Annotated in this window: 19 protein-coding genes, 1 tRNA gene and 1 pseudogene; 16 read left to right on the top strand and 5 right to left on the bottom strand. The window is 43.9% G+C overall.

All coding sequences use genetic code 11. From position 1 onward, the window contains the following. The first annotated feature begins 147 nt into the window (after nucleotides 1-147). From DXC01_RS15225 to DXC01_RS15205, 5 genes are all read left to right on the top strand, one after another. Nucleotides 148-1,539, top strand: a complete 1,392-nt coding sequence (locus DXC01_RS15225; protein ID WP_118699225.1) for an aminopeptidase — start codon at nucleotides 148-150, stop codon at nucleotides 1,537-1,539. A 58-nt stretch (nucleotides 1,540-1,597) separates the two neighbouring features. Next, nucleotides 1,598-2,314, top strand: a complete 717-nt coding sequence (locus tag DXC01_RS15220; RefSeq protein ID WP_118253722.1) for an ABC transporter ATP-binding protein — start codon at nucleotides 1,598-1,600, stop codon at nucleotides 2,312-2,314. Then, a complete protein-coding gene (locus tag DXC01_RS15215) occupies nucleotides 2,311-4,134 on the top strand; it encodes an efflux RND transporter periplasmic adaptor subunit (protein ID WP_022215217.1) in 1,824 nt (607 codons plus the stop codon). Before DXC01_RS15220 ends, DXC01_RS15215 begins: the two co-directional genes overlap by 4 nt. Continuing rightward, a complete protein-coding gene (locus DXC01_RS15210) occupies nucleotides 4,134-5,366 on the top strand; it encodes an ABC transporter permease (RefSeq protein WP_022215218.1) in 1,233 nt (410 codons plus the stop codon). Before DXC01_RS15215 ends, DXC01_RS15210 begins: the two co-directional genes overlap by 1 nt. A 185-nt stretch (nucleotides 5,367-5,551) precedes the next feature. Beyond that, entirely contained in the window at nucleotides 5,552-6,586 is a 1,035-nt protein-coding gene (locus DXC01_RS15205; protein WP_118253713.1) for a hypothetical protein, read from the top strand. Nucleotides 6,587-6,847: 261 nt separating this feature from the next. Here DXC01_RS15205 and sdaAA read toward each other — a convergent pair whose 3' ends face one another. The 3 genes and pseudogenes from sdaAA to DXC01_RS15190 all read right to left on the bottom strand — a co-directional run. Continuing rightward, the gene (gene sdaAA, locus DXC01_RS15200) at nucleotides 6,848-7,717 is read right to left on the bottom strand and encodes an L-serine ammonia-lyase, iron-sulfur-dependent, subunit alpha (protein ID WP_118699224.1); all 870 of its coding nucleotides are present in this window, start codon (nucleotides 7,715-7,717) and stop codon (nucleotides 6,848-6,850) included. 18 nt (nucleotides 7,718-7,735) lie between these two features. Beyond that, nucleotides 7,736-8,404: an L-serine ammonia-lyase, iron-sulfur-dependent subunit beta gene (gene sdaAB, locus DXC01_RS15195; protein WP_118699223.1), complete on the bottom strand. Its 669-nt coding sequence runs from the start codon at nucleotides 8,402-8,404 to the stop codon at nucleotides 7,736-7,738. A gap of 1 nt (nucleotide 8,405) precedes the next feature. After that, nucleotides 8,406-9,041 (bottom strand): annotated as a pseudogene (locus tag DXC01_RS15190) (cation:dicarboxylate symporter family transporter); the annotation flags it as partial. A gap of 123 nt (nucleotides 9,042-9,164) precedes the next feature. On the opposite strand from DXC01_RS15190, the gene DXC01_RS15185 reads away from it, so the two are divergent. Then, the gene (locus DXC01_RS15185; RefSeq protein ID WP_118699222.1) at nucleotides 9,165-10,052 is read left to right on the top strand and encodes a LysR family transcriptional regulator; all 888 of its coding nucleotides are present in this window, start codon (nucleotides 9,165-9,167) and stop codon (nucleotides 10,050-10,052) included. A gap of 126 nt (nucleotides 10,053-10,178) precedes the next feature. Then, nucleotides 10,179-10,252: transfer RNA gene (locus tag DXC01_RS15180), tRNA-Arg, on the top strand. A 102-nt stretch (nucleotides 10,253-10,354) separates the two neighbouring features. Here the strand turns inward: DXC01_RS15180 and DXC01_RS15175 are convergent. Then, nucleotides 10,355-11,335, bottom strand: a complete 981-nt coding sequence (locus DXC01_RS15175; RefSeq protein ID WP_118699221.1) for a site-specific integrase — start codon at nucleotides 11,333-11,335, stop codon at nucleotides 10,355-10,357. A gap of 165 nt (nucleotides 11,336-11,500) precedes the next feature. On the opposite strand from DXC01_RS15175, the gene DXC01_RS15170 reads away from it, so the two are divergent. Then, nucleotides 11,501-11,668, top strand: coding sequence for a ribbon-helix-helix protein, CopG family (locus tag DXC01_RS15170; RefSeq protein ID WP_118699220.1), 168 nt, complete (start codon nucleotides 11,501-11,503; stop codon nucleotides 11,666-11,668). 172 nt (nucleotides 11,669-11,840) lie between these two features. After that, a complete protein-coding gene (locus DXC01_RS15165; RefSeq protein ID WP_118699219.1) occupies nucleotides 11,841-12,149 on the top strand; it encodes a hypothetical protein in 309 nt (102 codons plus the stop codon). Here DXC01_RS15165 and DXC01_RS15160 read toward each other — a convergent pair whose 3' ends face one another. Then, nucleotides 12,150-15,251, bottom strand: a complete 3,102-nt coding sequence (locus tag DXC01_RS15160) for a hypothetical protein (RefSeq protein ID WP_118699218.1) — start codon at nucleotides 15,249-15,251, stop codon at nucleotides 12,150-12,152. A gap of 92 nt (nucleotides 15,252-15,343) precedes the next feature. Between DXC01_RS15160 and DXC01_RS15155 the strand changes: the two genes are divergently transcribed. From DXC01_RS15155 to DXC01_RS15125, 7 genes are all read left to right on the top strand, one after another. Further along, the gene (locus DXC01_RS15155) at nucleotides 15,344-15,418 is read left to right on the top strand and encodes a helix-turn-helix domain-containing protein (RefSeq protein WP_243111634.1); all 75 of its coding nucleotides are present in this window, start codon (nucleotides 15,344-15,346) and stop codon (nucleotides 15,416-15,418) included. A 14-nt stretch (nucleotides 15,419-15,432) separates the two neighbouring features. Beyond that, nucleotides 15,433-16,038 (top strand): DUF1819 family protein, encoded by a 606-nt coding sequence (locus DXC01_RS15150; RefSeq protein ID WP_118699217.1) that lies wholly within the window; start codon nucleotides 15,433-15,435, stop codon nucleotides 16,036-16,038. Nucleotides 16,039-16,243: 205 nt separating this feature from the next. Then, entirely contained in the window at nucleotides 16,244-16,903 is a 660-nt protein-coding gene (locus tag DXC01_RS15145; RefSeq protein WP_118699216.1) for a response regulator transcription factor, read from the top strand. Between the two features lie 2 nt (nucleotides 16,904-16,905). Then, nucleotides 16,906-18,165, top strand: coding sequence for a sensor histidine kinase (locus tag DXC01_RS15140; RefSeq protein ID WP_118699215.1), 1,260 nt, complete (start codon nucleotides 16,906-16,908; stop codon nucleotides 18,163-18,165). A gap of 110 nt (nucleotides 18,166-18,275) precedes the next feature. After that, a complete protein-coding gene (locus DXC01_RS15135) occupies nucleotides 18,276-19,649 on the top strand; it encodes a DUF6034 family protein (RefSeq protein ID WP_118699235.1) in 1,374 nt (457 codons plus the stop codon). A 110-nt stretch (nucleotides 19,650-19,759) separates the two neighbouring features. After that, nucleotides 19,760-20,299 (top strand): RNA polymerase sigma factor, encoded by a 540-nt coding sequence (locus DXC01_RS15130; protein WP_118699214.1) that lies wholly within the window; start codon nucleotides 19,760-19,762, stop codon nucleotides 20,297-20,299. Further along, a partial coding sequence (locus DXC01_RS15125; RefSeq protein WP_199705022.1) for a DUF4179 domain-containing protein occupies nucleotides 20,293-20,747 on the top strand: 455 nt, incomplete at its 3' end. The genes DXC01_RS15130 and DXC01_RS15125, both read left to right, overlap by 7 nt.

The raw sequence follows: 20,747 nt of genomic DNA, 5'->3' as shown, positions 1-20,747 counted from the left end.
TTGTGAGGATTGTAGAAATAAATAGAAGTTTGTTTTATAATATGTGAGATATCAGGGTTCAAAGTTTCAAGTGCCGTTCCTGCTTGCAGCGGAGCAATTCGTTAATATCGGAGTAAAAAATTCAATCGAAAGGTGGTTTTATATATTATGGAAAGAAAAAACGCATGGCTTTCTTATGGAGAATCGGATGAGAAAGAGATGGAGAAACTTGCAAAGGATTACCGCGCATTCCTTGATGCAGGCAAGACAGAGCGTGAATGTGTGACGGAACTTGTCAGAGAAGCAGAAGCCAACGGATATGTCAGCCTTGAAGCAAAACAGGCAGCAGGCGAGAAGATCCAGCCGGGAGATAAAGTATATGCAGTCGGAATGAAAAAGATCATGGCACTGTTCCACGTAGGCCAGGAACCGCTGGAAAAAGGTATGAACATCCTCGGCGCACACATCGACTCCCCACGTCTCGACGTAAAACAGAATCCTCTGTATGAAGACACAGACCTTGCATACCTCGATACCCACTACTATGGCGGTGTCAAGAAATATCAGTGGGTAGCTCTTCCACTCGCGATCCACGGCGTGATCGCAAAAAAAGACGGCAGCGTAGTCAACGTTACCATCGGTGAAGATGAAAATGATCCGGTCGTATACATCACAGACCTTCTGATCCACCTTGCAGGCAAACAGCTTCAGAAAAAAGCAGCCGAGGTCATCGAAGGTGAAAATCTCGACATCCTGATCGGAAGCAGACCGCTCAGCGAAAGCACCGATGAGAAGAAAAAAGAAGCAGTCAAATCCAATGTTCTCCGTATCCTCAAAGAGAAATACGATGTAGAAGAGGAGGATTTCCTTTCAGCAGAGCTTGAGATCGTTCCGGCAGGCAAGGCACGTGACTGCGGTCTGGACAGAAGCATGGTAGCCGCATATGGACAGGATGACCGCGTATGCGCCTATACTTCCTTTGTCGCAATGATGGAAATGGACGCACCGAAACGCACAAGCTGCTGTCTCCTGACAGACAAAGAAGAGATTGGAAGCGTCGGCGCAACCGGAATGCAGTCCAGATTTTTTGAAAATACCGTTGCAGAACTTCTGGATGGAATGGGATGCTATTCTGATCTGGCACTCAGAAGAACTCTCCGCAACTCCAGCATGCTTTCCTCTGATGTAAGTGCGGGCTATGATCCGGCTTATGGAGAATGCTTCGAGAAAAAGAATGCTGCATATCTCGGAAGAGGCATCGTGCTCAATAAATTCACAGGAGCAAGAGGCAAATCCGGCTCCAACGATGCAAATGCTGAATATGTTGCGGAAGTCCGCAGGATCTTTGACGACCATCAGGTTGCATTCCAGACTGCAGAACTTGGCAAGGTCGATGTAGGCGGCGGTGGAACCATCGCATATATCGCAGCCCTTTATGGAATGAACGTGATCGACAGTGGTGTGGCAGTCCTGAGTATGCATGCTCCGTGGGAAGTTACAAGCAAAGCCGATATTTACGAAGCAAAGAAAGCATACAAGGCATTTTTGCTTGATGCATAATAAGATATCTGAAACAGGAATAAATCAGGCTCCATGAAGGGGCACCAGAGGAGGATTTATGGACAACGATACACTGATCAAAGTAGAAGACTTATGCAAGATTTACAATCCTGGAGAAAACGAAGTGCGTGCTCTGGATCATGTGAGCCTGGAGATCAAAAAGGGAGAACTGGTAGCGATCATCGGACAGTCCGGTTCTGGCAAATCCACGTTTATGAACATGCTCGGATGCCTTGATGTTCCGACTTCCGGCAGATATTATCTTAACGGAACAGATGTGTCCGAAATGACGGACAATGAACTCTCAGAAGTGCGAAACCGTGAGATCGGTTTTATCTTCCAGGGCTTTAACCTGATCGCAAATCTGAACGCGATCGAAAACGTAGAACTTCCCCTGATCTACAGAGGCGTAGACAAGAAAACAAGGCACCAGCTTGCCGTAGATTCGCTCAAACTGGTCGGTCTGGAGAAACGTATGGATCATAAGCCAAGTGAAATGTCCGGTGGTCAGCAGCAGAGAGTTGCGATCGCGAGAGCCATTGCCGCACAGCCGCCGGTGATCCTGGCAGATGAGCCGACCGGAAACCTGGACTCCGCATCCAGCAGGGAGATCCTTGCGATCCTCAAAAAGATGCACAAGTCAGGACGAACCGTGATCCTGATCACACATGACAATGGAATTGCGGCTCAGGCACGCCGTGTGGTACGTATCATGGACGGAAAAATCGAATCCGACACAATAAATGAGGATTTTGACCAGGAGGCAGAGGCATGAAGAAGAAAAAATCCAAAAAGAAACTGCTGATCGGTGCAGGCGTGATCGCAGTTGTGGCAGTGGGCGGCGTATCTGTCCTGGGAGGCAGGTCATCTGGCGAGGAGGCAGTTCCACAGGTTGAGGTGGTAAAAGCCGAGATCGGTGATGTCCAGCAGACCGTGGAGGCAAGCGGAACCGTAGTCAGCGAAGAATCCAAGACATATTTTTCTCCGGTGAATGCCAAAGTAGACAAGGTCGATTTCAAAGAGGGCGACACCGTCAAAGCCGGAACAGAGCTGGTGGCTTTTGACAAAAAGGATCTCGAAAGAGAGCAGAAAAAAGCTGATCTGAACGTAGAGTCCGGGAAATTGGACATGACCAATACGATCAACAAATCGGACAAGGCAGTTCAGAAACAGAAAGATGCCGCAGGTAATGCGTCAAGCCTGAAACAGCAGGTGGCAGCGCAGGAAGATTATGTGGCGAGCCTTAAGGCACAGATTTCTCAGGTAACAGCCAATGCACAGGCACAGGCAGCAGCAGAATCTGCAAGAAAAGCAGCCGAGGCGCAGGCCGCCCAGGAAGCTGCACAGCAGAAAATCCAGCAGGAATATGCAGCCGACCTCAGTACATATCAGAACAAAACACTCCCGGCATATCAGAATAAGCTGAATGAACTTAACAATACGATGAATCAGACTCTTCAGGAATACAATCAGTCCGAGAGTGAGTATCAGATGGCTTTTCAGACCTGGTCGGGGGATCAGACGGACGAAAATGCAGATGCACTTTCCATTGCAGAACAGTTACGGAGTGAGTCACAGATTGCATATCAGGACGCAAAGCGTGACTACGAAGATTATAAGGCACAGAAGCCGGAAGCACCGGTGTTATCTGATTACACAGGAGAAAGTTCTGCAATCGTGTCAGATGGAACCAAGACAGAAACATCCTCTGATTTTTCGGATACTACAGAAACCGCGACAGTAACAGCAGATACCTCTGCTCTGGAATCTGAGCTGGAAAAAGCCAGCAGCGATCTTGCAGAGCTCCAGTCCAAACTGTCCAGTGAAGAGGCAACTGCAGAAGCAGACCCGGGAGCTGTGACCGAAGAAGAAAAAGAAAAAATGGAGATCACCAACAACCTCGCAGAACTGGATCAGATGTCAGCCAAGGAACTTGTAGAAGCAGCCAAAAAAGGAATCCACGCAGATTTTAACGGCGTAGTGACAAAGGTTGCCGTTGTGGAAGGCTCTACAACAGCACTTGGTACAGAACTTTTTACCCTTCAGAATACAGATAAAGTAGATGTAACGGTAAACATTTCCAAGTATGACTACGACAAGGTTCAGGAAGGACAGAGCGCACAGATCACACTTGCAGGAAAAACATACGAAGGCGAAGTTATCAAGGTCAGCCACATTGCGACGCAGAATGAAAAAGGTGCATCCCTGATCTCAGCAGACATCCGTATCAAAAATCCGGACGAAGATATTTTTCTCGGCGTAGATGCCAAAGTAACGATCCAGGCACAGAAAGCAGAGAACGTTGTCGTTCTGCCGTCCGAAGTTGTCAACATTGGCAAAGAGGGTTCTTTTTGTTATGTCCTTGAAGATGGCGTGATCACCAGAAAAGATATCACAACAGGTATAAGTTCTGACGATTATATCGAGGTAACAGATGGCATTGAGGCAGATGAACAGGTGATCCGTGATATCGGTTCCCTGCAGGAAGGAATGCCTGCACAGGCCGTGGATGCCAGTGCGGAAGGCGTTGATGGAGCAGATGCTGTTCCTGCCGATGCAGAAGATGTGGTTACAGAAACAGAAGAAGGTGCTTGATGGGTGGAGTGTATGAATATATAAAAATGGCAGTCCAGAACATCCGTGCAAATAAAGGACGTTCTTTTCTGACTATGCTTGGGATCATCATAGGTATTGCCTCGGTTATTGCGATCGTTTCTATCGGTGAGGGAACCAAGAATCAGATGAACAGTGAGATCGACGGGATCGGTGCCGGTAAGATCGCGATCAGCGTCAGCAGTGATGCCATGACAGAGGACGAATGGATCACACCGGAAGATGTGCAGGAAGTCCGTAAACTGGATGATGTAGAGGGAGTCAGTGTTTCAAACAGTTATGACGGTGAGACTGTGACCGGCAAGGGTACTTTTTCTATTATGTTAACCGGCGAGGGCCCGGATGCCAAAATGATCAATAACTCTGAAATGAAATACGGAAATTATTTCGGAGAGCAGGAGACCGAGGAGGGCAAAAACGTCTGTGTCATTTCCGATTCCGATGCCAAAAGACTGTTTGGCACAGATGATGTCGTGGGTATGAGCCTTGATATCACCTGTTATGATTCTTCCAAATCATTTCGTATCATAGGTGTCACGACTCAGAAAGAAAATGGAACTTTTGTAAGTTATACTTATGATGGAATGCCGGTTACGGTGAATATCCCGTATTCATCCATGGATGATCTGGTCGTAGGGTCTGATGAATTTTATTCGATCACTGTCCAGGCAGACAAAACACAGGATTCCCAGGGGATTGCAGATCAGATCGTTCACCTGCTGGAAAAACGCCATCAGTGTGCCGGAGAAGATTATTTCCAGGTTGAGAGTTTCCAGGATATCATGAAATCTATGAACGAGATGCTTGGCATGGTCACGACTTTTATTTCTTTTGTGGCCGGAATTTCTCTTCTTGTCGGTGGAATCGGTGTCATGAATATCATGCTTGTGTCTGTCACAGAGCGAACGAGGGAGATCGGTATCCGTAAATCTCTTGGAGCCAAGACTGCTTCTATCATGCTGCAGTTCCTTGCAGAAGCAGCGATCCTGACAGTCATCGGTGGTCTGATCGGAATCCTGCTCGGTGTGCTGGCGGCATATGGAATCTGTACGGTCATGAGTAACAGTATGGGAATGGCAATCTCACCGGGGATCAGCCCGACAGTCGTGCTGGCAGCGACTTTGTTCTCCTGCGCGGTAGGTGTTTTCTTTGGAATCTACCCTGCAAGAAAAGCCGCAAAACTGAGCCCGATCGAGGCGCTGAGACGAAATTAAATATAACGAAGATCCTTCATCTTTCCCGAGGTGAAGGATTTTTTGTGCAAAAAATGTGACCGATTTCATAAAATCTCCTTATTTTTATCACATAAGTGTCACAAATTCAGCCTATATTGTTAGCTGTAAGCAACAGAAAGCAAAACAAAAGAAAAAATTAAAATAGAAGAGAGGAATTGATTATTATGAAACGTAAATATGCAGCAATGGTATTAGGACTGACAATGGCACTGACTTCTGTAAATATGGCATATGCAGCAAGTGATACTGCTGAGACAACAGAGGCTGCAGCAGAGGACGAGAGCGCAGATTCCACAGATACAACTACAGATGAGGCAGAAGCTACAGAAGTTTACGGTGAAGTCACAGAAGTTGGAGAGGACAGCATTACGATCAATGTAGGAACTCCAAAAGAAGGACAGCAGCCGGATGGACAGGACCCGAAGGGTGAAAAACCAGAGGATGGCAAAGACGCTGGAGATAAAGATGCAAAGGCTGATGATTCCAAGGACGAGAAAGCTGATGACAGCAAAGATGAAAAAGCAGATGATTCCAAAGATACAGAGGAAAGCACAGATGAGTCCGCAGACACAGAAGCAGCAGACGAATCTACAGAAGACAGCACAGACGAGGCAGCAGCTGATGAGAAAGATGCAGAAGCTCCAGATGACAAGGGCGAAGCTCCATCCATGCTGGATCTGACAGGAGAATCTCAGACGATCACAGTAACAGACACTACAACTTACGAGAAGGAAGCTCAGCCAGAAAAACCGGACGAAGCACCGGCAGATGATCAGAAAGCAGATGATTCCAAGGATGCTGACAGCGAGGACGCCAAAGCAGACGACACAGACTCTACAGATGAGTCCGCAGACACAGAGTCCACAGATGAAACAGCAGACAGCGACAGCACAGATGCAGGTGCTGCAGATAAAACAACAGACGAATCCGCAGATGCATCTGACAAAGATGCAAAACCAGACGATACAAAAGCTCCGGAGATGAAGACAGAAGCAATCGCATTCTCAGACATCAAAGTTGGTGATACCATCAAAGTTACTCTTGATGCAGATGGAAATGCAACAGCAGTTGTTGTAATGAATGCAGGTGCACCAGAAGCAAAAGAAGATGCAGCACCGGCAGATGACAAGAAAGATGACGCATCCAAAGACGACAGCGAAGCTGCAGAGACAACAGATGACAGCGCTGACGCTGAATAATAAAACAGTCGACATTATCTGAATTTGACATAGAAATCCGCATAATTAACAGGCAGGTACTGTTCACAGGTAATATCCCGCGAGGTGTTTTGCCATAGATATGGCAAAATCCCGAGACATACGGGGCAAAATGCTATCACCGAAGGTGATGTGGAATGCATTTTGACAAATACTGTGAACGTAGTGAACAGTATTTGTCAGACAAAATGACCGGGAGAGTTTTTGATCCCGGTCATTTGTCTGTCTTGATATCAGTAAATATCACCCGCACATATGGCAGGATTCGCAAGCAGACGGCGCGGTTGCACAGCCGCCAAGTGCAGTTTCTCTCAATTCCGCAGGAAGCTTTTTGCCTACGGTGAGCATGATCGTGATCATTTCATCGAGAGGGATAAGCTGTGTGATGCCTGCGAGGGACATTTCCGCAGCGACCAGTGCGATCGCAACACCGGAAGCATTTCGGTTTTGGCACGGATATTCCACCAGACCGCCAACCGGGTCACATACAAGCCCGAGCATGTTCATAAGCACGGTAGAAGCGGCGTAGGTACACTGCAGTGGCGTACCGCCCATCAGTTCTGTAGCGGCAGAAGCGGCCATGGCAGCTGCAACACCTGTCTCTGCCTGACAGCCACCGACAGCACCGGCAACGGTTGCATTTCGCATGGCAAGATATCCGATCGCGCCAGCATTAAAAAGTGCTTTCTGGATATCCTCGTCAGAGAAATCATAAACTTCCTGAAGTGCAAGAAGAAGTCCCGGAACGATACCGGCAGAGCCGGCAGTAGGAGAGGCTACGATCAGTCCCATGGAAGCGTTTGTCTCCAGAGTTGCCATTGCGTAGGTGATTGCTTTTTCCAGGACATTTCCACAGATCCCTTTACCGGAAGCAAGATGCCTGGAAAGCTTCTGTGCTTCACCGCCGATCAGTCCGCCCATAGATTTGACAGGGGTTTTGACCGGGGAAAAAGCGGCATCTTTCATGATCTCAAGGACACGTGCCATCCGTGAATTTACACTCTCGTCGGTCGTCTCACCGACAATAATCTCCCTCTGGCGCATGATCTCAGAGATCGGAAGCTGATGATCCTGGCAGAGCGTCAGAAGTTCTTTTGCATTTTTAAAATCCATGATAAAAAATCTCCTACCTTACATCTGCACGATCATGACTTCGTGGATATTTTCGTGCTGGCGGATCGTGACTCCGATATCCTCCGGAAGACGTCCGTCAGATTCCACGATCGTATAGGCGATCTCGCCTTTGGATTCGCGGAAAAGACGCATAAAAGCGATGTTTACGTTTCGGTCGCTGAGGCATTTGGTGATGTATGCCACAACGCCCGGTTTGTCCTGATGAGTTACGATCACGGCACTGTATTCGCCCGTGAAATCAACCTGTACGGAATTGATCCTTACGATGCGGACTTTGCCGCCTCCGAGAGATTCTCCGCGGACGGTCATTTCCTGACCGCTTTCGTTGACCATATGGATGTCAACAGTGTTTGGATGGATATCTGTTTCCAGCTTATTTGGCGTAAAGGTGAATTCGAGTCCTTTTTTTTCTGCAATCTCAAAGGAGTTGCGGATACGCATATCGTCTGTGGAAAATCCCATAATACCACCGAGCAGTGCGCGGTCAGTACCATGTCCTTTGTAAGTTCTGGAAAAAGATCCATACAGTGTAAATTCAACTTTTTTCAGTGGACCATTGATCATTTTCTGTGCGAGAAAACCAATGCGGGCAGCTCCGGCTGTGTGGGAGCTGGAAGGACCGATCATGTTTGGTCCCATTACATCAAATACGCTGATAAAAGACATTTTAATTCTCCTGTGGCTGTGGTGTTTTTAAGATAAATTTCTTATAAATAGTGTCTACGATGATACCGATAGCGTTGTCACCGGAAATGTTGCAGGCTGTTCCGAAGGAATCCTGTGTGATGTAAAGTGCAACCATGATGGCGCAGATCGCGCCTTCCGGATCTCCGGCTTCTGCGCCGAATACCATGTACAGGAACGGAAGAGCAGTCATGATGGAACCGCCAGGAGCTCCCGGGGAAGCAACCATTGCGATGCCGAGTGTCATGATGAACGGAATGACAGTTGCGAGACTGATCGGAAGCTGGTTCATCAGACAGACAGCAGTTGCACATGCGGTGATCGTGATCATGGAACCTGCCATATGGATGTTTGCACAAAGTGGTACAACGAAGTTACGGATCTGGGAGCACACGCCGTCAGCTTCTGCACACTGCAGATTGACCGGGATCGTTGCAGCAGAGGACTGTGTTCCAAGAGCTGTAGTATACCCAGGAACCTGGTTTTTTATAAGGGTCAGAGGGTTTTTCTTGCTGACAGAACCTGCGATCGTGAACTGGATAAAAATGCAGATCAGATGCATTGCGATAACAACAAGGAAAACTTTCCAGAGGATTCCAAGGATCGAGAAAGTTTTGCTGATTTTGCATAAAAATACGATTGACGTCTTCGTGAGTGTATTGTATCATCAACATATAAATGAAGCAAATTCATAGTATTTATGACATGGTTGAAAATTTTTCATAATAAGAGGGAGGGCGTCATGGAGATCCGTCAGGTGCAGTCTTTTGTTCATGTTGCGAGACTTGGAAGTTTTTCCAGGGCAGCGGAGACTATGGGATATTCACAGTCTGCCATTACGGTCCAGATCCGGCTTCTGGAGGAAGAACTCGGTACGAAGCTGTTTGACCGTATGGGTAAGAAAGTCAGCCTTACGCCGCAGGGGAAGCGTTTCCTGGAGCATGCCAACCGTATCCTTTATGAAATGAACAGGACGATAATGACGATGAATGAGGACAGGGAGCTTGAGAATCCGCTTCATATTGGTACGATCGAATCTCTGTGCACAGCGAAGTTTCCACGTATCCTGAGCCAGTTTCATACGCTTTATCCGAAGGTGAACATACAGATCACGCTGGATTCACCGGAGAAGCTGATCCGTATGATGGAGCACAATGAACTGGATCTTATCTATATCCTGGACACGCCGCGCTGGAATAAGGAATGGATCAAGGTCATGGAGGCAGCAGAGCCGATCGTTTTTGTTGCATCTGTAAATTCTGAATTTGCATTGAGGAAGGAAATGGTGCTTCAGGATATCCTGGGAGAACCTTTTTTTCTGACGGAAAAAAATGCGAACTACAGGCAGGCGCTGGATCAGCATCTTGCGCTTGGGAACCGCACGCTGGATCCTGTCCTTGAGATCAGCGATACGGAATTTATCATTAAGATGGTGGAGCGAAATGACGGACTTTCGTTCCTTCCATATTTTGCAGTGGAGAAATATATCCGCAGCGGCCGGATTGCCATGCTTGACGTGACCGACATTGATATTTCCATGTACCGCCAGATCTTCTATCATAAAAACAAGTACAAAACCCGCGAAATGAGTGAATTCATCCGCCTCATAACCGAGTCCGAAAATGCCTGAAATGCACCTTCAAAATATAAAAATAAAAAAAATAAATTTTTTTCAAAAAAAGTGTTGACAAAATGACAGTTATACTATAAAATACATTTTGTTGTGAGCGACAAGTACTCACAAAACAAAAGAGATGTGCGTTTAGCTCAGCTGGATAGAGCGTTTGGCTACGGACCAAAAGGTCGGGGGTTCGAATCCTCTAACGCACGCTTCAGTGAAAGGCTGGAAACCTTGAAAAATCAATGGTTCCTGGCTTTTTTTGTGCTTGTTAAATTGAGTTCGAACCTGTGACAAGGAAAATTTAGGTGAAATTAGCTGGCAAATGCCTTTTCCATGATACTCAGATTTTCTTCCGGAGTCAGTGGATTGTAGATATACCCCAATGTTGTTGCGGTGTTGCTGTGACCGAGGCAGGCACGAATCTGATCATGAGGAAGACCAGCAGCATTCAGGCGACTTGCATAAGTCTTTCTCAGCTCTGCGGCATTCATATGTACCATTTCCTGTACAATCGATATTTCCCATTTCTTCATGTCAAGATCTCGCCAGCGGAGTGCACACAATTCTCCGGCACGTAATCCCATCAGAAAATTGCAAACGATGGATAAAAAGCGCGGTTCATGTTTCTTATCATATGATTTCCAGAGATCCTCAATGATATTATGATATTCGTTGGTATTGTAAACCTGAGTTTCACTGGTTGGCTTAGACACCTGACGGAATTTAACGGTTACCTTGAGTTCAGGAAATGGATTACGGGCAATATATCCATGGTCTTTCGCATACTCAAACATCTGTTTTGGAATGGTTTTTATCGTCTGCCAGGCGTGACTGGATAAATTATATTTTTTGATCAACTGGTTGGCCCAGGAATTGATATCCGAGACCTTTATTTCCTGTAAGGGTATCTGAAAAAAATCAGTTCCATCAAAAAATCTTCTCCAGTGTTTTCGGTGGGCACAAATAGTGTTAGGACTGTCAGTGATAGTTCTTTTGTAGGCGAGCCATTCTTCGAAAATATCCTGCAGGCAAACAGAAGTGGATTCTATATAGTATGGTTTTAATGCATCCAACAATTCACCGCGGGTTTTTCGTTGAATCCGTTTGTCGTAGTTCTGGGGATTGGCAGTGTACCAGGCATCTCTTTTCTCGTTGTAAAAGATTGTGTACTTGTGAAGTTTTTCTACTTTTTTTCTGGTTAGCATTTTTTCAATATCCGCTACCGTTTCCTCATCAATTGTACCATCGATAAAAAGATTTTCCAGTCTTGATTTTTTTACTTCAGTCTGCATAGTTAATCACCTTTTTATCTTTAATATGTGATTTTAAGATGCAGGGTGTCTGAAAAAGGAAGGTGCTTTTTAATTGTATAATTTTGTAGTAAATTTAGTTGAAATTTGGAACTCAAAAGTATATAATGTATTTATGGAACTCAAAAGTTGGGAGGTGAAATTAAATTGAGTCCACGCACTGGCAGACCGACAGATGCGTTGAAAAATCATGATCTGAAAGTGAGAGTAGATGATAAGCTCTATGATCGATTGCTTAAATATGCAGATGATAATAATATTACCAAAGCTGAAGCAATAAGACGTGTATTAGATGAGCATTTGCCGAAAAATTAAAAACCAGTCCAACTGCCCTGACAAGATAGTGAACTGGTTTATATGAGTCTGCCACAGGAGTTTCCCTGCAGCTAAATCTGATTATAGCACCGTGGGGAGGCTTCTGGCAACTTATTAACTGCTGCCGGAGAAAAAATCTGACAGCCGATTATGTACAAAAGGAGTCAATCATATGGAACTTGATCTTTTAATCACTGAACTGGATGAGACGACTATCCAGATCGACAAGATGAGATACCTGACAACACAGATTTCTACTAAAGCAGGTGAAAAGACAAAGCACGCAAAGAATGCTCTTCAGTATGATTTTGAAAGTCAGGAAATTGTCAAATGCGCGGCTATTCTTTCCGATTATATCGAAGCTGCGGATGCAGCAATTAAAAAGGCAGTTAGTGCGCTGGCAGAATACGATACTAAACTTCAGGCAAGAGATATTAAAGAATCTCCTGCAGAAGTTGTGGTGGATGATGTTGTAGAGTAGTTACAACATTATACACTGCATTTTTGTAAACAAATCAGAGACTTCCTGCATGGTTAACATCTGAGCAGCACGCATTGCATTCCGTGCATTTTTCCAGTCGGATTTTTTGAAGACCCGAGAGGAAGGATTGAATTTGTTTATCCAGTCAAGAACCTGATTAACAGAAAGCTTATTATTACTCAGATATGGAATATCCCACATCCTGAGACGGTATCCCATAATAATGGTAAATAACTGGCGGAAGGCGTACGCATCATGATCGGCAATATGATGCTCACTTCCGCCTTTTTTTGCATAAGATTTCCTAAAGAAAACAGACCAGTCATTCTCAGTGCGGAGAACCACACAGCTTTTACCAATTGACTTATATTTTCTGTATTGTTCGATTGATGTATAAGGTCGTGTTTCAAAATTTGCTATTTCATAAGTGGTTTCATTTATCACGGGATATACTGTATGGAATGTTTGCGGATCTGGAAGTCTTTTTAAATCAAAATCCATTCGAATGGAGCGGGTGATGTCTGTTGCACTAAAATCTTTAGCATCATTATTTTTTGCCAGATCACGAAATCCAGTGAATTTTTTTGTGGTACAGGATAAAGGACCTGTTCGGGAGAGAACTTTAGTCATAAAGGCAAGCCTGTCCTCATAAGAATCAGGTGTGTACCCTGTAGAATAACTATTGTGAGCACAGACGCCATCAGGAGCGAGTGATACATTTCCACGCGTAGTTATATTAAGCAGATCAGATTGCTGATGTTTCAGTTGCCAGATGTCTGAACTGCGATTGTCTGTTAATTTCAGGCGGGCTTCCTGAAACAATCTTGCAAAACCAAACAGATTCAGCCTGTATACAACCTCAGAAGGGGCGTCACTTATGAAACCGTCAGTGGTCACACTGAAACAGTTATAATCAAGAGTATTTAACTGATTCATGGCAGCGATAAGGCAGCATCGTACACCAGCGGTGGTGAGACAGGCATGTACAGGGGAAGTGATCCGGGAGCCACCAATATTTTGCATTATTTCTTTATAAGCATCCCAGGAGCTTTTTTCTACAACATCCTGAGCAGTTTTTCCATACAAAGAAGTAACTGCTGTTTTCAGCAGAAAATCCGGAATGGTGCCTTTTCCAATGGTGTCCTGTACACATTTGCGATCAACTACAAGTTGTTTGACAGTATGGTAGAGACTGTGGGATATCTGAAGGTCATCATCTACTAAAACAGTACCAACATATACACGGACGGCTGTGATTTCAGCTCCCAGCCGGAGGACAAGATAGATTTCAGGTCCTGAAGCATAAACACCGTCTAAGCCCTCTGATGATTGAGGAAAAATGAGACAGCCTTCCACTGAAACAGGGATGCAAGGGTACTTGACGGATTCCGGAAAGCGGAACCTTATGTAACCAAACATAGGATCAAAAGGTGTTCGAAAATCCTGTAGTATAATCGGGCGATTATATATTTCACGTTGAATAACAACAGAATTACACCAGTCTACATCAGGTACCAGACACATACAGGTAGGATATGCATTTATCAGATCATAGTCATATGTAGTGACCTTATCATAATATCCAATGATAGAAGATCCATTATACCCACCATGATATGCGTTTTTGGCATACTCATGTAAGATTCTGCAGTCATCATTTAATGGGACCAGAGAGGTATCTTCTATGTAAGAAGGTTTATTGTATTTATTTATGATTAACTGACGTCCATGAGAGATTCTGGTCAGTCCTCTGAATTTCCTGTCAAAATCATTTGCATTATCAGGAAGAACATTAAGTGCTTTTGAAAGCTGTGGTACGGCCGATCGCACTGCAGCAGAGGAAACGGTCAAAGGCATAGTTTGGTTTTGCCCCCATAAAGCTGTGGAATATTGAAGTACGATGATACTGTCTGTTATGGCATATTCCATATACTTAACGGGGTTAGAAAGAAGGAAAGAGCTCATGTCAGCAAGTTCCTTTTTGGATATTTCATGTTTATATATGTTAACGATGTTACCAAGGTGTTCAAGTTTTTTCTTTTTTGGTGGTGCGTAGCATAACGTATCACGGAAACTGATCTGAATGGGATAAAAACGCCAGTGCCATGAACAGGTGCGAGGGTGGATATACTGCGGTTTCAGGGAAAGCATCCCACCTTGTATATCCTTCAACTTATGTAAAAAATTCCATCCTGTTAAATCAAAAGAAGTAAGATCTGCTTTGTTTGAGTGGCAGATCAATGTTACGGGAATAGCAGATTTATCAGAGTCACCGAAGGAATTGTAATATCCCAAGCACCAGGCAGACTGGTCAGAAGGATTGTAGTTCTTGTCCTGCCTGTTAAGGTTACAGTTCAACAGAGCCTCTTTCTCAGCAGGATTATCACAACATTCTATTGCTTCTTTTGAAGTAGAGTAAATCTGTCTGGCATAGTTATGAGAGTCTTTTCCAGACTTTCGCGAATGAGAAACCCAACGTTGTGTTTCGCGATAGTCAATGCCCTTTTCGGAAAGAGATACCTGAGGATAATTCGTTAAATGGAAGTTCTCAATCATCCATGACAGGGCAAAAGAAAGAGGAAGTCTGTTACCATTGAGAGAGTAGAAGATAACTTCCACAATCTGATCTATATTAACAGGATTCCAGAATGCAAACTGCCAGGTGATAATTTCGCGAGAAATCTCATCATCCGCAGAACCTGTAACATATTCGGTATCAAGGGCAATGGTGATGCGGAACTCGTTTGAAAGCATATTCTTTATGGAAGGTAACGTGCTGAAAGAAAATGCAATATCAGGATACGGGGGTTCAAACCGGGACGATGGGTTTCCCATAGTCAGGTTTGAACCCGCTTCAAAAGCCTTATTCTCTGCGGTTTTTCCTGTGGCGTAATGCGTAACTTGTTTATCAGTTACGCGTTTTGAATAACTTGTCTGTTTAAGAACGGATGAATTTTCAAACCTGTATAAAACACCAAATTGATAACAACGAGTTCCTTTTTCCTGGCGATAAGCTGTGGTGGATTTCCATCCAGCTTTTTTTAATTCTTCTATAATCTTTGGATTGTTAGAAATAGAAGTGTCTGCTAAAAGCTTTCTCATAATGCAAACTCCTTTTATTTCTTAATATGTAATTTCTACATGGGTCTTAAGCGAAAAAGTATTGCTGGTTGAAGAGTAATTGTTTGTGGTGAATTGTTTGTTCTGTATTAAATTGTGATGTTGGAGACATCATGGAATTTGTTCCAGATAAAAAAGAGGAACAGTAAGGAGGTACGGTAGTATGGATCATTCTTATCGTTATATTGCGTCTTTGACCAGAGAACCGTTCCTTTTCTACGAGATGCGTTCTATCGCAAAGCTAATGGCAGAAGGAAATTCAGATGATGCGATTGTGAAAGAAATTGTAGAGCAGAATCTTTTTCAGTACCCAACGGAAAAATCTATCACACGCATAGCAAAAGCTTGTATCAAACGGCTTCATGCACTGGAAGATGACTCACTGGTTTCTGCGATTGCATCACAGCCAACAGATGTAGCAAAACAGATTTGTCTGTATGCGTTGATGAAGCAGAGCCGATTGGCCTGGGAATTTATGGTGACCGTCATTGGCGAGAAGTACAGATTAAGGGACACGTCTTTTGGCAAGATTGATTTGAATACATTTTTTATGCGCTTGCAGGAACAGAATGATACCGTAGCTTCCTGGATCGATACTACAATAACAAAGTTAAAACAGATCATTGCCAGAGTAATGGAAAGCAATATTACTGAAACGTATGATTTAGATGACGATACCTATGCCGAAGAAGAAGGAAAAGTGTACGATGTAGCAGATGATTCCGAATGGAAAGCTGTTGGAGAGAAGATACGGATTAATATCAGGTAAAGAGGATATTTTTTATCTGGAGTTGACAGTTCACATAATGAATTGCTGAAATATGCTAATGAGAAAATGAAAGGTTGAATGATTAATTAGTAGCTTTAAGTGCGGGAATAGGAATGTACCGATAAAGGGATAAGATATCCATACATATAGACGTGAGATATAAAAAAAGCTATACTGTAAAAAAGTACCAGAGGTGGCAGCAGGAATGAAGAATAAAATTTTGGTAATCGAGGACGACCGTGCAATTTCAGAATTGTTGTGTATGAATCTGGAAGCGGCAGGATATGAGACTGTGGCAGCTTATGATGGGGAAGAAGCCCAGCGGCTGCTCTTATGGCATGAGGATGCAGATATGGCAGTGGTGGATATCATGCTGCCGGGAAAAGACGGATTTGCACTGATGGAGGATTTTAAAAAGAAAGATATTCCGGTACTCTACCTGACTGCAAAGGATGATGTGGCTTCCAAGGTGAAGGGATTAAAGCTGGGTGCGGAAGATTATATGGTAAAACCTTTTGAGATGCTGGAACTTCTGGTACGTATTGAGAAGGTGCTGGAGAGGACCGGACGGGACAGGAAAGTTCTGATGATCCGGAATATTATGGTGAATGTGCAAAGTCATCAGGTTTTAAAAGACGGGATTCCGGTTAATCTGAAACCAATGGAATATGACCTCTTTGTGCTGCTCCTCCAAAATAAAAACATTGCCCTCGGAAGGGAAGAATTGTTAAAACGGGTCTGGGGAGAAGACTACCTGGGGGAAAGCAGGACGGTAGATGTTCATATCGGACAGCTCAGAAAAAAACTGGAACTTTATGATGAGATCAAGACGATCCCGAAGCTTGGATACCGTCTGGAGGAATAAGTATGAAGCTGTGGAAACGGACAGTACTTCTTATGCTGGTAACTTTATTGTGCGCACTGATCCCAGTGGGTGCATTAAGCATTTATGTCACAGGAAACCGAAGGCTGAATAATGCAGCAGAGACTTACGGAAGACAATTGGAAAACGGGAAGACACTTCTGGAACAATTTTGGGACAACAGCAAATATGAACAGATGTCAGAGACCGGAAAGAAAGCCTATATGGGATTTCAATTCCAACGATGCTGTGGGGCGGGCATGGCGTTGATCGATAAGAAAAGTAATGCGGCCATTGAAAACCTGACAGATTATGAAGTTGTAGGAATTGAAAATCTGGGCCTGAAGAATGAAAATGATCCATATGCCTACAAGATACAGAAACTGGGGAAGAAATATCTTCTTCTTCAAAAAGTAGTTTTATCTAAACTAGAAGGATATGACGTCCTCTCTGTTCGGGAAGTCACAGGACTCTTTACAGAGCTGAGGCAGACAGCTGGCTGGTTTACTGGAATTTATTTGGCAGTGTTTCTGATTGCAGGACTTTTTATTTATATGATGATGAAGAGGACTGTGGAACGGATGGAGAAACTGCAGGAGGTGGCAGAGAAACAGGAACTGCTCATGGGAGCACTTTCCCATGAGATGAGAACACCGTTAACCTCCATTATTGGTTATTCGGATACCCTGCGTCATGTAAAACTAAAAGATGAACAGAAAGACAGGGCATTGGAACATATCAACCGGGAGGGAAAACGTCTGGAGGCTCTTTCGGGAAAAATGCTGCAGCTACTGGGACTTTATCAGAACCATGCCATACAGATGGAAATGACTCCGGCAGGTGAACTTTTAAAGAACGTTATTGATATGGAAAGGGAACCGGCAGAGAAGAAAAATGTGCAGCTGAAGACGGAATATGAAGCATTTTCCATGAAGATGGACGCAGCTTTGATGGAAAGTCTTCTGGTAAATCTGATTGACAATGCCCTAAAAGCTACAGTTGCTGGTGGAAGCATTTGGGTAAAGGCCTATGAGAAAGCTGGAAAAAAGATCTTTGAGGTGTCGGATACTGGAATTGGGATCCCAGAGGAAGAACTGGGAAAGATCACAGATGCGTTCTATATGGTGGACAAATCACGAAGCCGAAAAGAAGGCGGCTCCGGGCTTGGTCTGGCACTCTGTGTGAAGGTAGCAGAACTTCATGGCGGATTCCTGCAGATCGAAAGTCAGCCGGGAGAGGGGACAACGGTAAGGGCTGTCTTCTGATTTACAAGTTGTTTACATTTTGATGAATACATTGGAAAGGCAATATGGTACTCTTTTCTTATAAGAAGAGGGTACCTTTTTTAATACCGAAAGGAAAGGACGGAAAAAGAATGAAGAAAATAAAAATGTTTATGGGAGCCGTTCTGTGTATGAATCTTCTGGCGGTATCAGGATGTGACCGTGTTGTCCAGTCTGCTGTTGTAGAAGAAAAAGATGAAACAGATCAGAAAAAAGAGGAGAACAAGAAAACAGTTCAGGAAACAGTTGCAGAACAGGTAGAGGCACCGGAAACTTATCGGGCAATAATCCAGGTGGATTTAAGATCGGCGGATCGGGAGGATAAAGAAAATCCGATGAAGTTCACTCTGACAGCAGATGCACCGGTAAAAGTGCCGGATGTGGATACGATCTGTTTAAAAAAAGTAAAGAGAGTAGCGATTTCTGAAGAAGAACAGAACAAGATAAAAGATACATTTGGCAAAGGACAGCCCATGCAGGAAGAGAACGATGAGAATGAACAGGCGGGGACGTATACAGTAGATGGGCTGACCTATCAGTACTCTTATGTAAAGAGTGAGCAGGAATCTGGTGTGGAGGAACTTGGATTTCAAATAGCGAAGTTTATTTTTGACGATTGTGGAGACATGACTCTGGCATCGAGCGAGAAAAAAGAAAGGGAAGAACGCTTTCAAAATTATATAAAGGCAGGAAGCGGGAAAGTGTCTGAAAAGGAAGCAAAGGAGAAGGTTTCAGGTCTTGTGTCCGGAGACTGGGAGCTATTTGAAAGTTCTTCAAAAGCACTTACCGAAGGAAACACTACTTTGGAAAAAGATGATTTTATTTTTGAACGGGCGCTAGACGGGATCCCGGTTAATTATGTAAGGGAAATCTCTCTGCCTGTTAATGAGCAGGCCCTTGAATGGGAAAACGAAGATGGAACACTTCATGAAGGACAATCTGAAGGTTGGGAAAATGAAGTACTGACGATGGATTTTTGTAGTGGGACAATTCAGAGCTTTTTACATAGAAATCCCATTGAAGCATCGAATGTTTCCGATGAGAGGCTGTTCTTACTTCCTTTTGATGAGGTCAAGGATATCTTTGAAAAAACGATCACTTTGCAGGTCATGACAGAAGACAAGAATCGGATGATTGCTGTCGATGGAGGAAGCAACTACCGTTATCCGTCCATTGATGCACAGAGCGCGGAGATAACCATAACAAAGGTACAGCTGGGTTATATGCGCATGCCAGACAGTGAAGGCAGCAATACCGAAGCAGTCCTGATCCCAGTGTGGGATTTTTATGGAACATGGACATCCGAAGAACCAGAGTATAAGTACGGAAATGGGGAGGATGGACTGGTCATGGGAGACGTGACGATGGATGATGCAGGTGTTTCGCTTCTTACGATCGATGCACGCGATGGCAGCGTGATACAAAGAGTACAGGCGGGGTGGGCAGTTTCTACAGGAAACAACTAAATATTTATAAAAATCTGCTATTACGAGAACCAATTTGCCTGTATATGCATCTAATTAGTGTAAAACAAAAACGTATATAGATCCGGCCGGACAGAAGGAGAAAACATATTATGACAAAAGATGCATTTATCAGGGAGGTTCGGGAGGCAGAAGCCATGCTGTATCATGTATCAAAGTCTATTTTGAAGAATGACTCTGATTGTGGTGATGCGGTACAGGAAACTCTTCTTAAAGCATACGAAAAACTTCCTACATTAAAAAGAGAGAAATTTTTTCGAACATGGATCACCAGGATACTGATCAATGAGTGTAAAGGGATTCTTCGAAGACGAAAAAATGTGATTCCATATGAAGATTATATGGATAATGCAAGAATGTTTGAGGAAAATCGTTATGATCATTTATATATGGCAATCATGGAACTTCCGGAAGATTTGAGAATTTTGGTAACATTATATTATATAGAGGGTTTTTCGCAAAAAGAGATTAGTGAAATTCTGGAGATCCCGACAGGAACGATCAAAAGCAAACTTTCCAGGGCAAGAGATTCTTTAAAAGAACAGCTTTCTAATGAGGAAAAACCACCAACTGCCAGGAAGAACAGTAAAATGTCGGATAAAGTGACAGGAAAGGGGAAAATGCCATGTTAGAAAATAAATGGAAAGATATAGCACCAGAAGTACCGTATGATTTTCACGAAAAGTTTGAAGAGACGCTGCAGCAGATTGATAAAGCAGATGTTGCAGGTAAAAGATATAAGAGAAAGAAGATACGTGGCCGTGTATTAATTGTGGCAGCGGTGATCTGTGCTGCTATGGCTGTTACTGTGGCTGCAAAAGAGTTCTTTAAATGGAATGATTACCTGGTGAAAAGACTGGATCCATCGGAGGAACAGCAGGAGACACTGCAGGAATCAACTTATATTCAGAATATAGACCAGTCTGTAACACAAAATGGTGTGACGGTTACCCTGACAGATTCTGTTCAGGATCAGGGATTCCTGTATGTTTTTTTTGAAGTGAAAACAGAGGACAGTATTTCTATGACTGATCATACTTCTTTTGAGGAGATGACACATTTTAAGATCGATGGAAAAGA

This window comes from Blautia sp. OM07-19 (assembly GCF_003481595.1).
GTDB classification, from domain to species: domain Bacteria; phylum Bacillota; class Clostridia; order Lachnospirales; family Lachnospiraceae; genus Blautia_A; species Blautia_A intestinihominis.
Note: the sequence above shows the minus strand (reverse complement) of the source record. Positions and strands in the feature narration are given on the sequence as shown.

Excerpts from the sequence above, each read along its gene's own strand:
- DXC01_RS15225 (WP_118699225.1), top strand. The coding sequence starts at position 148 with ATGGAAAGAAAAAACGCATGGCTTTCTTATGGAGAATCGGATGAGAAA.
- DXC01_RS15220 (WP_118253722.1), top strand. The coding sequence starts at position 1,598 with ATGGACAACGATACACTGATCAAAGTAGAAGACTTATGCAAGATTTAC.
- DXC01_RS15215 (WP_022215217.1), top strand. The coding sequence starts at position 2,311 with ATGAAGAAGAAAAAATCCAAAAAGAAACTGCTGATCGGTGCAGGCGTG.
- DXC01_RS15210 (WP_022215218.1), top strand. The coding sequence starts at position 4,134 with ATGGGTGGAGTGTATGAATATATAAAAATGGCAGTCCAGAACATCCGT.
- DXC01_RS15205 (WP_118253713.1), top strand. The coding sequence starts at position 5,552 with ATGAAACGTAAATATGCAGCAATGGTATTAGGACTGACAATGGCACTG.
- sdaAA (WP_118699224.1), bottom strand. The coding sequence starts at position 7,717 with ATGGATTTTAAAAATGCAAAAGAACTTCTGACGCTCTGCCAGGATCAT.
- sdaAB (WP_118699223.1), bottom strand. The coding sequence starts at position 8,404 with ATGTCTTTTATCAGCGTATTTGATGTAATGGGACCAAACATGATCGGT.
- DXC01_RS15185 (WP_118699222.1), top strand. The coding sequence starts at position 9,165 with ATGGAGATCCGTCAGGTGCAGTCTTTTGTTCATGTTGCGAGACTTGGA.
- DXC01_RS15175 (WP_118699221.1), bottom strand. The coding sequence starts at position 11,335 with ATGCAGACTGAAGTAAAAAAATCAAGACTGGAAAATCTTTTTATCGAT.
- DXC01_RS15165 (WP_118699219.1), top strand. The coding sequence starts at position 11,841 with ATGGAACTTGATCTTTTAATCACTGAACTGGATGAGACGACTATCCAG.
- DXC01_RS15160 (WP_118699218.1), bottom strand. The coding sequence starts at position 15,251 with ATGAGAAAGCTTTTAGCAGACACTTCTATTTCTAACAATCCAAAGATT.
- DXC01_RS15150 (WP_118699217.1), top strand. The coding sequence starts at position 15,433 with ATGGATCATTCTTATCGTTATATTGCGTCTTTGACCAGAGAACCGTTC.
- DXC01_RS15145 (WP_118699216.1), top strand. The coding sequence starts at position 16,244 with ATGAAGAATAAAATTTTGGTAATCGAGGACGACCGTGCAATTTCAGAA.
- DXC01_RS15140 (WP_118699215.1), top strand. The coding sequence starts at position 16,906 with ATGAAGCTGTGGAAACGGACAGTACTTCTTATGCTGGTAACTTTATTG.
- DXC01_RS15135 (WP_118699235.1), top strand. The coding sequence starts at position 18,276 with ATGAAGAAAATAAAAATGTTTATGGGAGCCGTTCTGTGTATGAATCTT.
- DXC01_RS15130 (WP_118699214.1), top strand. The coding sequence starts at position 19,760 with ATGACAAAAGATGCATTTATCAGGGAGGTTCGGGAGGCAGAAGCCATG.